Annotated in this window: 9 protein-coding genes; 3 read left to right on the forward strand and 6 right to left on the reverse strand. The window is 38.4% G+C overall.

Going from position 1 to position 12,494, the window contains the following annotated elements:
* Positions 1-49: 49 nt before the first annotated feature.
* The gene (locus PAN07_RS04160; RefSeq protein WP_269797198.1) at positions 50-2,152 is read right to left on the reverse strand and encodes an ATP-dependent Clp protease ATP-binding subunit; all 2,103 of its coding nucleotides are present in this window, start codon (positions 2,150-2,152) and stop codon (positions 50-52) included.
* Positions 2,153-2,557: 405 nt separating this feature from the next.
* On the reverse strand, positions 2,558-4,873 hold the full coding sequence (gene pflB, locus PAN07_RS04165) for a formate C-acetyltransferase (protein ID WP_269797199.1): 2,316 nt from the start codon (positions 4,871-4,873) through the stop codon (positions 2,558-2,560).
* 232 nt (positions 4,874-5,105) lie between these two features.
* On the opposite strand from pflB, the gene dinB reads away from it, so the two are divergent.
* Entirely contained in the window at positions 5,106-6,167 is a 1,062-nt protein-coding gene (dinB, locus tag PAN07_RS04170) for a DNA polymerase IV (RefSeq protein ID WP_269797200.1), read from the forward strand.
* A gap of 34 nt (positions 6,168-6,201) precedes the next feature.
* On the opposite strand, the gene PAN07_RS04175 is transcribed toward dinB, so the two are convergent.
* A complete protein-coding gene (locus PAN07_RS04175; protein ID WP_269797201.1) occupies positions 6,202-7,047 on the reverse strand; it encodes an undecaprenyl-diphosphate phosphatase in 846 nt (281 codons plus the stop codon).
* A gap of 480 nt (positions 7,048-7,527) precedes the next feature.
* Between PAN07_RS04175 and PAN07_RS04180 the strand changes: the two genes are divergently transcribed.
* Positions 7,528-9,093: an ABC transporter substrate-binding protein/permease gene (locus PAN07_RS04180; RefSeq protein ID WP_269797202.1), complete on the forward strand. Its 1,566-nt coding sequence runs from the start codon at positions 7,528-7,530 to the stop codon at positions 9,091-9,093.
* Positions 9,093-9,833 (forward strand): amino acid ABC transporter ATP-binding protein, encoded by a 741-nt coding sequence (locus PAN07_RS04185; RefSeq protein ID WP_075566471.1) that lies wholly within the window; start codon positions 9,093-9,095, stop codon positions 9,831-9,833. Before PAN07_RS04180 ends, PAN07_RS04185 begins: the two co-directional genes overlap by 1 nt.
* An 86-nt stretch (positions 9,834-9,919) precedes the next feature.
* Here the strand turns inward: PAN07_RS04185 and PAN07_RS04190 are convergent, their stop codons facing one another.
* From PAN07_RS04190 to ilvA, 3 genes are all read right to left on the reverse strand, one after another.
* The gene (locus tag PAN07_RS04190; protein ID WP_002893653.1) at positions 9,920-10,135 is read right to left on the reverse strand and encodes a hypothetical protein; all 216 of its coding nucleotides are present in this window, start codon (positions 10,133-10,135) and stop codon (positions 9,920-9,922) included.
* A gap of 105 nt (positions 10,136-10,240) precedes the next feature.
* Positions 10,241-11,137 carry an SPFH domain-containing protein gene (locus PAN07_RS04195; protein WP_269797203.1) on the reverse strand — a complete coding sequence of 299 codons (897 nt, stop codon included), beginning with the start codon at positions 11,135-11,137 and terminating at the stop codon, positions 10,241-10,243.
* Between the two features lie 82 nt (positions 11,138-11,219).
* Positions 11,220-12,470, reverse strand: coding sequence for a threonine ammonia-lyase IlvA (ilvA, locus tag PAN07_RS04200; RefSeq protein WP_269797204.1), 1,251 nt, complete (start codon positions 12,468-12,470; stop codon positions 11,220-11,222).
* Positions 12,471-12,494 lie beyond the last annotated feature (24 nt).

A 12,494-nucleotide genomic window follows, 5' to 3' on the forward strand; every position in this document is an offset into this window, starting at 1 on the left:
AAGAAACCAGCTTTTGAACTGGTTCCTTTTTTATTTTCTAAATCTTGATTTAGGCTTTTTCACGAATGACCAAAACACCATCTTCCATGTCGGCTTCTAGGTGTTTAGCATCCAGATTATCCAAATGGAAGTCTGTTACTTTGTCACGGATTTGTTGTTCAACTACTCGACGGAGTGGACGAACACCCATCACTTCATCATAACCTTCTTCAGTCATGTATTCTTTGGCTGCATCGCTCACTGCCAAGTCGATTTCTTTCTTAGAAAGAGTCTTATTGACATCAATCAACATCAAATCAACAATCTTAGAAAGATCTTCCTTGCTTAAGTGTGAGAATTCAATCACAGCGTTGAAACGGTTCAAGAATTCTGGACGGAAGTATGGTTTCAAACGATCCATGAGTTCTGGTTTATCAGCATCTTCTGTCAAGTTAGCTTCGTAACCAAAGCCTGCATTTGAAGTTGCGATAATCACCGTATTCTTGAAGTTTACAGTGTTACCTTGACCATCTGTCAAACGACCATCATCCAAAACTTGAAGGAGAAGGGTGATGACTTGAGGGTCAGCCTTTTCAATTTCGTCGAGAAGGACGATTGAGTATGGGTTACGGCGAACACGTTCTGTTAAAGTATTGCTATTGTCATCATAACCAACATAACCAGCTGTTGTACCAATCAATTTAGATACGGCTGTACGGTCGCTATATTCTGACATGTCCAAACGGATAATGGCATCTTTAGTACCGAACATATCAAGAGCCAATTGTTTAGCCAATTCAGTTTTACCAACACCAGTAGGTCCTACAAAGAGGAAGCTACCGATTGGGCGATTTCCTTCATCAAAACCTGCACGGTTACGACGAATAGCACGTGCTACTGCTTCAACAGCCTTGTCTTGGCCAATAACTTTCGTTTGCAAACGGTGACCCATATCTTTCAATCGTTCGATGTCCGTAGCTCCCATTTGAGATACTGGAATACCAGTCATCCGTTCGACAGACTCAGCTACATCATTTACAGTAGCTGTAACCTTGTGATCTTCTGTATGATTAGCAATTTGCTTTTCAAGCTCTTCGATACGGACTTTTGCATTTAGAGCTGCTTCGTAATCTTCTTTAGCCGCAGCTTCTTCTTGTTTAGTTTTTTCCGCTTGAATTTCGTGCTCAACTGCATGTACATCTGTCACTGGATGTTGTGCTGCCAAGTGAGCAGCTGTCACATCCACAAGGTCAATAGCCTTATCCGGCAAGCTACGTTGTGGAATATATTGAACAGAGTAATCAACGGCAGCTTTCAAGACTTCATCTGGCAAAATAACATTGTGGTGTTGTTGATAAAGATCTCGAATACCTTGAAGAATCTTGAAAGTATCTTCAGCAGATGGAGCATTAACCTTCACTTCGTTGAAACGACGAGCAAGGGCTGCGTTTTTCAAGATGGTATTACGATATTCATCTTGAGTTGTCGCCCCAATCACTGTCAATTCACCACGTGAAAGAGCTGGTTTCAAAATATCAGCAAGACCTTTAGACCCTTGACCATCACCTGTGCTACCAGCACCAAGGATTTGGTGAATTTCGTCGAAGAAGAGGATAATATTTCCAGCTTCTTTGACTTCGTTTACCAAGTTTTGAATATTTTCTTCAAAGCTACCACGGTATTGAGTACCAGCTTCAAGTCCAGAAATATCAATCGAGATAATCTCTTTATTCTTGATAGCTGCAGGAACGTCACCGTTCACGATAGCTTGGGCCAATCCTTCTACTACTGCAGTTTTACCAACACCAGCATCACCGACGAGAACTGGATTATTCTTTGTGCGACGAGAAAGAATTTCAGAAGTTTCTTGAATCTCCTTATTACGTCCAATAACCGGATCTAACTTACCTTCACGTGCTTCTGCTGTTAAGTTACGTCCAAGTTTTGCAAGAATCCCATCTTGTTTCATACCTTTACCTTGAACGTATTGAGCTTGTTCACTTCCTTCGCTTGGAAGTTGACCGGTTTGACGGTAAATAACGAATTCTTCAGGTGTTACTTCACGGCCATTAATCAAGTAACGACGATTTTCTGAACTGTATCCACGCATACCACCCATCAATTGGTTAAATAAATCATCCATATTGTTAAAGTTATTAAAGTTGTTATTCATATTTCATACCTCGTTTGTTTTCAAATTTACTTAGTCAAAACAATTTGACTTTCTCTGACCTTTGTTTCAAAAAATTTAGACTAGCTATTTGCTACTCTACGTATAATTTCAGGTTTTTCTTTATCCAATACAGGTTTTGCGATTGGACTTCTAAAAATACTAATGTTAACCATAGGTTGTACCTCTTTTCTAGGTTTTACCCATACTTTGATCTTAAGATAGTATATACAATCATCTTAAAATCAAGGTTTTCTAAGGACTTTCCTTATCCTTATGTTCATAGTTTATCACTTTAGTCAGTAATAGTCAAGAGATTTGACCAATTTTGACTATTTTTTTTAAATATTTTTTTTATAGCAAAAAACCAGTCAAAGTGACTGGTTTTTGATTTATTATTTATGAATCTTAGCTCAATGCATCATCCATAGAAAGAACTTCGTGGAAGACACGTTGTGTCAATTCAGTTTTTTGTTCTGGAGTAAGGTACTTAGTATTTACACAGTATCCTGAGATACGTACGATTACGTCTTCACCTGACATAATCTTTTCGTAAACATCGTTCAAGTCCATAACGTTCAAGTTAACGTGTTGTCCACCGTTTTCAAAGTAACCATCAAGGATTGTTACCAAGTTTTCTACTTGCTCATCATGAGTCTTACCAAGAGCACGTGGTGATACTTGTGTAGTCAATGAGATACCATCAGCTGCGTAACCAAAGTCAAGGCTAGCAAGTGAGTTCAAGTTTTGCAACCATCCACCTTTAGCTTTGTTAGATGGGTTAGCACCTGGTGAGAAGAATTCAAGTTTAGACAAATTCACAGAACCATCTTCGTTGAGGTATACACCTTTGTGAACTGGTGAGTTACCAGTTTGTTTAGAGTAAGCAACGTTAGATGTGATTGTAAGAAGTGAAACTGTAGCTTCAGCGTCTTTGTATAGTTTGTGGCTACGTAGACGAGTAGTATAAGCTTCGATCAACCATTCTGCCAATTCGTTTGAACGTGGGTCATCTTCACCCCAACGTGGGTATTCACCGATTGTTTCGTAATCGTAGATATAACCATTTTCGTCACGGATTGGTTTAACTGTAGCGTACTTGATAGCTGACAATGTGTCAACAGTGTTTGCGAATCCACAGATACCGAATCCCATGTTAGCACGTTGTTTAGTTGGCAAGAAGGCCATTTGAACAGCTTCGTAGTTGTACTTGTCAGTCATGTAGTGGATGATGTTCAAAGCATCTACGTAAGTGTCAGTCAACCAGTCAAGAGATTTTTCAAAGTTAGCTTTAACTGATTCGAATTCAAGAACATCGTCAAGAATAGGATCAATGTCAAATACTTTGTAGTCTTTATGTACATCGTCATATCCACCGTTCAATCCAGTAAGAAGAGCTTTAAGAACGTTAACACGAGCACCGAAGTACTGGATATTGTGACGTTGTTCTTCGTTTTCAGGGTCAAGTGGAGATACACAACATGAGATACAGCTCATTTCACCGTATCCATCTTTAGCCATTGTTGTTACACCTTCGTATTGGATAGAAGAGTGCTTGTGGCTCATGTGCATACAGTAGCGACGGAAGCTATATGGCAATTGGTCAGTCCAAAGAACTGTCAAGTTTGGCTCTGGAGAGTTACCGATATTGTCCAAAGTGTTCAAGAAACGGTAGTCCATCTTAGTAACACGGTGACGACCGTCGTTACCCATACCAGCCATAGAAGTTGTGATGAAGGTTGGGTCACCTGAGTACAATTGGTCATAAGCTTTTGTACGACCGAATTTAACTGTACGAAGCTTCATAACGAAATCGTCAACAAATTCTTGGATTTCTGATTCAGTAAATGTACCACGAGCAAGGTCACGTTCAGCAAAGATATCCAAGACGATTGGCACACGACCTAGAGATGTAGCTGCACCGTTGATAACACGGCAGACAGCCATGAAGGCAATGTTTACCCATTGGATAGCTTCTTTAACGTTCATCGCTGGTTTACGAACGTCAACTCCGTAAAGGTCACCTAAACGAACAACTTCTTGTAATGCTTTGTATTGAAGGTTGATTTCTTCACGAAGACGGATTGTTTCTTCATCGATTTCTTTGATAGCATTCCAATCATTCAATTTTTCTTGCATCAAGAAGTCAGCTCCATAAAGAGCAAGACGTGCGTACACACCAATGATACGTCCACGTGAGTATGAGTCTGGAAGACCAGTTACAGTGTGGGCGTGACGAGCACGAAGAATGTTAGAAGTATATGCACGGAAGATACCATCGTTTACTGTTGTAACGTATTTAGTGAAAATTTCGTGAACAGCTGGATCTGGCTCATAACCGTTTTCTCTCAAAGTAGTTTCAGCCATACGGATACCACCTTTTGGCATGAAGTTCAATTTGAAGAGTTCATCATTTTGGATACCGAAGATCAATTCGTTTTCTTTGTCGATAAATCCAGCTGGAATATCAGCAATAGAAGTTGGACGAGTATCCATTGGGAAACGAGTTTCTTCGTAGTGTGCTTTAGTTTCTTCTACGATTTTTTTGATGTGAAGTGAACGTTCTGTTGGTCCAGCAAGGAAACTTTCATCTCCATCATATGGTGTGTAGTTTGCTTGAACGAAACGAGACACACTTACTTTTTCTTTCCAATCAACACCTTTGAAGCCTTCCCAAGCTTTTTCAAAAATGTCTTGTGCTTCAACGACAGTCTTAACTACCATGATATATCCTCTTTTTCTAGTAACAAGAATCTGTTACATTTATATGCTAAGTATACCACATGGTAATCGTTTTCAACAAGAGAAAAGTACTAGTTTTTAAAGTTTCTTTACTAATACAGCACCTATTATTATATAAACTGTATTATATTTTTGAAAAGAAAATCACTCTTTTACATTTTTTCAGAAAAAGAGGTATAATGAATGAAGAAAAATGCTTACTATAGGAGTTGTCATGCTGATTTTTCCACTTTTAAATGACACATCTCGAAAGATTATCCACATCGATATGGATGCTTTTTTTGCTGCCGTGGAAATCAGAGATAATCCAAGATTAAAAGGAAAACCAGTTATCATCGGTAGTGATCCAAGAAAAACAGGTGGACGTGGGGTTGTTGCAACCTGTAGTTACGAAGCAAGGGTTTTTGGTATCCATTCAGCCATGAGTTCAAAAGAAGCATACCAACGTTGCCCTCAAGCTGTCTTTATTCCTGGAAATTACGAAAAGTATCTTAAAGTCGGACAGCAAATTCGAGAAATCTTTCTACGCTATACTGATTTAATTGAACCTATGAGCATTGATGAAGCCTATCTGGACGTAACAGAAAATAAATTAGGTGTCCACTCTGCTGTCAAAATAGCCCGTCTAATCCAAAACGATATCTGGCAAGAACTTCATCTCACTGCTTCTGCCGGCGTTTCTTATAACAAATTTTTAGCTAAAATGGCTAGTGATTTTCAAAAACCACAAGGTTTAACAGTCATACTTCCTGGCCATGCAGAAGATTTCCTCAAACAAATGGATGTTGCCAAGTTTCACGGTGTTGGTCGAAAAACAGTTGAAAAACTTCATAGTATGAATGTTTTTACAGGAGCTGACCTCCAAAAAATTCCTGAAACTACTCTTATTGATCACTTTGGCAGATTAGGCTTTGATCTTTATCGAAAGGCACGTGGTATCCACAATTCAGCTGTCAAACCCAATCGAATTCGCAAATCCATCGGTAAGGAAAAAACTTATGGAAAATTACTTCGTTTGGAGGAAGATATTAAAAAAGAGCTAACTCTTCTATCTAATAAAGTAGCTCTCAATCTTCAAAAACATAAAAAATCTGGTAAAATTATAATTCTTAAAATCAGATATGCTGATTTCTCCACTATTACAAAAAGAAGAACCCTTAAAGAAGTGACACAAAACACGGACGACATCTCACAGACTGCTATCCAACTTTATGAATCTCTTGTTGAAAAAGATAAGGCAATCCGATTGTTAGGTGTAACAGTTACTGGATTTTAAAACCTTGAAGGATTACTCCCTCAAGGTTTTCTTCTTATATAAATAGACGTACAAAACTATAAAGTAATAAAACACTACCTAGGAAGATACGGTATTTCCCAAACATTGTAAAATCATGCTTTTTGACGTAACTTGTCAAGAAACGAATAGCTACCATACTAACCACAAAGGCCACAGCCATAGCAACTAGGAGTAAGAAAAATTGACCAAAGCTCAATACTTCTCCTGCCTTGATGAATTTAAAAATCTTCAAAGCACTGGCTCCAAACATCACTGGAATACCCAAATAGAAAGTAAACTCAGTTACCACTGAACGACTAGTTCCATTTAACAAACCACCAATGATTGTGGCACCAGAACGACTAGTTCCTGGTAAAAGGGACAAAACTTGGAAAAATCCAATATAGAGGGCTGTTTTATAAGGTAATTTATCTAAATCAGTAACTGTTGGTTCAATTGCTTGCACTTTGTTACGTTTTTCAAGAAAGATAAAGGCTATCCCATAAACAATCAACATAATGGCTACTGAAACCTTGTTATGGAAATAGGTATCAAACCAATCATCAAACTTAAAGACTAAGAGAAGAGGAAGAGTCGCCACAAAAACTTTAGACCATAACTGCCAAGTTCTACGAACTTCGGCTTTTTCTTTACCTGGTTTGAAAGGATTAAGTTTATTAAAGTAGATAACCACAACTGCAAAGATGGCACCAAGTTGAATGACTACGTTAAACAAAGACTTAAAAGCTTCAGTTTGGTCTTTATATTTGACGAATTCTTCCGCTAAAATCAAGTGACCAGTACTTGAAATCGGCAACCATTCCGTAATTCCTTCAACAATACCAAAAAAGATTGATTTTAAAATTTCAAAAAAATACATAGATTACTCCTTTTTCTATCCTCCATTATATCATACTTTTAAAGCCTGTGTTGAGTTTTCTTTAGAAAGCACCAACACTTCCACCAGAGCTACCGCTTCCGGATGATACAGAAAAGGTACTTGCTATATTTGCGACCGATGTGTATAGATTGATTTGAGTAGCAGATGTGTGAAACTGCTTATGCCAGTCACTTGTAACATAAAGATTCATATCAGAATTTTCAAGATAAATATCTCGAATCGTATGAGCTTGCTAACACTCTTGGTAAGCCCTAAAGAGTTACACAGACTCAGGTAGGATCCTAGAAAACAATGCTTTCTATCTCTGCCTTTTCTAATTGCGAGGTATGTTTTTAAAACCTTCTCAATCATTTTCGAAAATATATCATTTTTTATAGGTAAAGGCTTACTTGTATTGAAAATCTCGCTATTTTTAGATACAATAGAGGGAGTCACTTTTAGACAATAATAGGAGAAAAAATGAAGAAACTAGTCTTATCAATTATTGCAGGTCTTGCTCTCATGCTAGGTCTGACAAATGTTGTCCAAGCAGATGAGTATTTACGGATCGGAATGGAAGCTGCATACGCTCCCTTCAACTGGACACAAGACAATGACAGCAATGGAGCTGTCAAGATTGACGGAACTAACCAATATGCTAATGGTTACGACGTGCAAATTGCTAAAAAAATAGCCAAAGATTTAGGGAAAGAACCACTGGTTGTAAAAACAAAATGGGAAGGTCTTGTCCCAGCCCTAACTTCTGGAAAAATCGATATGATTATCGCGGGTATGAGTCCAACCGCTGAACGTAAACAAGAAATTGCTTTCTCAAGTAGTTACTACACAAGTGAACCTGTTCTCTTGGTAAAGAAAGACTCAAGCTACGCTAATGCTACAAGTTTAGCTGATTTTGAAGGTGCTAAAATCACTTCTCAACAGGGCGTTTATCTTTATGATTTAATTTCACAAATTCCAGGTGCTAAGAAAGAAACGGCCATGGGAGATTTCGCTCAAATGCGTCAAGCACTTGAGGCTGGTGTCATCGATGCCTACGTTTCTGAACGTCCTGAAGCTTTAACTGCAGAAGCTGCGAACTCTAAGTTCAAAATGGTTCAGTTAGAAAAAGGTTTTGAAACTGGAGAAGAAGACACAGCTATCGCAATCGGTCTTCGCAAAGATGACGAACGTATTGGCCAAATCAATGCTAGCATCGAAACCATTTCTAAGGATGAACAAGTTGCACTAATGGATCGAATGATTAAGGAGCAACCTGTTCAAGCTACAACTACTGAAGAAAACAGCAGCAGTTTCTTTGCTCAAGTTGCAAAAATTCTATCTGAGAACTGGCAACAACTCTTACGAGGAGCCGGCATCACTCTCTTAATTTCAATCATCGGTACTATTGTCGGTCTAATCATCGGACTTGGTATTGGTGTGTTCCGTACTGCCCCACTATCAGAAACAAAATCTGTAGCATTCTTCCAGAAAGTACTTGGCTGGTTGCTAAACGTCTACATTGAAATTTTCCGTGGTACTCCAATGATCGTTCAATCTATGGTTATTTACTATGGAACAGCCCAAGCATTCGGAATTAACTTGGATCGTACCCTTGCTGCTATCTTTATCGTATCTATCAACACTGGTGCCTACATGACAGAAATCGTTCGTGGTGGTATCCTGGCAGTTGATAAGGGACAATTTGAAGCTGCGACAGCTCTTGGTATGACCCACAATCAAACCATGCGCAAGGTAGTTCTACCTCAAGTCGTTCGAAATATTTTACCTGCAACTGGTAATGAGTTTGTTATTAACATCAAGGATACTTCCGTACTGAATGTTATCTCTGTTGTGGAACTTTACTTCTCAGGAAACACAGTAGCAACTCAAACATACCAATACTTCCAGACATTTACAATCATTGCAGTAATTTACTTCGTCCTCACCTTCACAGTAACTCGTATCTTGCGCTTTATCGAACGTCACATGGATATGGATACCTATACTACAGGTGCTAACCAAATGCAAACGGAGGATTTGAAATAATGAAGCAGCCAATCCTTGAAATCAAACACCTTAAAAAGTCCTATGGACAAAACGAGGTCCTAAAAGATATTTCCCTTACTATTCACAAAGGTGAGGTTATTTCTATCATCGGAAGTTCGGGTAGTGGAAAATCAACCTTCCTACGTTCGATTAACTTACTTGAAACCCCGACTGAGGGAGAAATCCTCTATCACGGTGAAAATGTACTTGAAAAAGGCTATAACCTTACTCATTATCGAGAAAAACTAGGTATGGTTTTCCAATCCTTTAACCTCTTTGAAAACCTCAATGTACTTGAAAATACTATCGTTGCTCAAACCACTGTTCTCAAGCGCGAGTATGCAGAGGCAGAAAAAATTGCTAAAGAAAATCTTGAAAAAGTTGGTATGGGAGAGCGCTACTGGCAAGCTAAACCTAAACAACTTTCTGGTGGTCAAAAGCAACGGGTAGCTATCGCTCGCGCCCTTTCTATGAATCCTGATGCCATCCTTTTTGATGAACCGACATCTGCTCTTGACCCTGAAATGGTTGGAGAAGTTCTTAAAATCATGCAAGATTTAGCTCAAGAAGGCTTGACCATGATCGTTGTGACTCACGAAATGGAGTTCGCCCGCGACGTTTCAAATCGTGTCATCTTTATGGATAAGGGTGTTATTGCTGAAGAAGGAAAGCCTGAAGATCTCTTTACGAATCCTAAAGAAGAGCGTACAAGAGAGTTTCTACAACGCTATCTTGGATAAGAAAAAGCTGCAAGAAAGCAGCTTTTTTTATTATCCATAAAAATGAAAAGGCAGACTCTTTTTAAGAATCCGCCTGTATCCAAAGACTAATCTTCAAATTTTTCATGGTTTTTATCATAGAAATCAATTAATCCAAGGGCAGTTTCAAAGGAAATATTTTTCACTTTCGCACGTCCTTGAGCTAAAGCAATGATAGACATCTCACGCGCATTCGTTTCCTTAGAAATACGATACCCTGTAATTTTCTTGTCACGAACCCAGCTGACAACTGATTCTACTTTTTCGAAGTTAGATTTAGCCATATTTCTTCTCCTATTTTATTCTTTACAATTTTTTATTGTAAACGTTTTAATAGTGTTTGTCAATGAAAAGGCCTTCATCAATAAAATAAAAGGTTAAAATCCTAATTATTTCGCTTTTAAAGCTGATAATATATGGGTTCTTATATCTTCAACTCCATTAGGATTTGCTGGCAAGAATATTGTATTATTGCCTTGTTTGTCGGCGAAATTATTCAATGTGTCTAAGTACTGGTTGGTTAATAGGATTGACATGATTTGTTCTTCTGTTAATTCTACGTTCGCTCCTTTTAGCTCAATAATAGAATCAGCAAGTCCATCAACAATTGCTTTACGCTGTTCTGCAATCCCTACACCATGTAGGCGATCTTTTTCTGCCTCTGCTTCAGCCGCTGTAACAATCTTAATTTTATCTGCTTCAGCCAATTCTTGGGCTGCTACTCTCTTACGTTGAGCAGCGTTAATTTCGTTCATAGACTGCTTAACTTCTGCATCCGGCTCTACTTTGGTAATGAGCGTCTTAACGATAATATACCCATACGTTGACATTTCTTCAGCTACTTGTTTTTGAACTTCTAATGCAATTTCATCTTTTTTCTCAAACAATTCATCCAAAGTTAACTTTGGAACAGATGAGCGTAATGCATCTTCAATATATGATTTAATCTGAGCTTCAGGTCTCATTAATTTATAGTAAGCATCTGTAACATTTAGTTCATTTACACGGTATTGAGTTGCGACATTCATGGTCACAAAAACGTTATCTTGGGTCTTTGTTTCAACCACGATCTCACTCTGTAAAAGGCGAAGCTGCACACGAGCAGCAATTTTGTCAATGCCAAATGGAGCTCGTAGGTGAATACCACTATTACTTAACTTCTGATATTTACCAAATCGCTCGATAATGGCAACAGACTGTTGACGAACGACATAAACAGAGCTTACCAAAATAGCTCCTACAATCAGCATTAGAATAATTAGAACAAGTATTACTTGTAAAACCATGGGAATCTCCCCCTTTCTTCACTTACATTATAGCACTCGTAAATAGGTTAGGCAAATATTATGATAAAAATTTAATAGTATATTAGACAAGCATATTATATAGGGTCTCATTACCATTTAAATTAATATAAGCTGGATCAAATTTTTCCATACGACGAATCAAGCTGGCATAATCATGCTTATCTGACAAGGCAATACCGATTAAAACCGGCCCTGTACCCTTGCTAGCTCTCTTGATATATTCAAAACGAGTAATATCATCGTTAGGACCTAAGATATCATTAACAAATTCTCGAAGAGCCCCTGGACGTTGTGGGAAGTTTACCACAAAGTAATGCTTGATTCCATCGTAAATCAAAGCACGCTCTTCCATCTCGGGCATCCGGTTGATATCATTATTCCCACCCGAAATAATACAACAAATGGTCTTACCCTTGATGTAGTCGGATAAAACTTCCAAGGCAGCAATGCTAGTAGCTCCTGCCGGCTCTGCTACAATTCCTTGTTTAGAGTAAAGGTCAATTAAGGTCTCAGAAATCAATCCTTCATCAACACCAATAAGGGTTTCAACATGTTTACGTGTCACTTCATAGGTCAATTCCCCAACTTTTTGGACTGCAATCCCATCAGCAAATTTATCAATATCTTTTAGCTTAACAGGGCCACCAGCTTCAAAAGCAGCTTTCATAGAACGAGCGCCATTTGCTTCAACACCGATGACATCTATCTCTGGATTTGTTTCCTTTATATAGGTAGAAACTCCAGCAATTAGTCCTCCTCCACCAACAGGTACTAGTACAGTATCGAAAACAATAGATTCCTTGTGTGCAACTTCTAAGATTTCATAGGCAACAGTACCTTGACCAGCTTGGACATTAGCATCATCGAAAGGATCAATAAAGGTACGATTTTCTGCTATTGTAAATTCCTGCGCTGCTTTAGCTGAAGCATCAAAGGTATCTCCTACCAATTTAATGGTCACGAAGTCTCCCCCAAAGAATCGAACCTGTCCAATCTTTTGTTGTGGAGTTGTAATTGGCATAAAAATGGTTGCTGGGATTTTCATTTCTTTACAAGTGTAAGCAACACCTTGGGCATGATTTCCCGCTGATGCACAGACCACTCCACGCTCTCGCTCATCTTTACTGAGTTGAGAAATAGCATAGTAGGCCCCACGGATCTTAAAAGAACGCACTCGTTGAGCATTTTCTTTTTTTAGATAAATTTTAGCACCATATTTTTCCGACAGATAATGATCATATTCTAGTGGAGTTTCAACCACCACACCATTCAAAACTTTATGGGCTTTCACCACATCTTTTGCACTTATCATATTTTCTCTTTCTTGAAAGGATCT

Source organism: Streptococcus sp. SM5 (genome assembly GCF_027497975.1).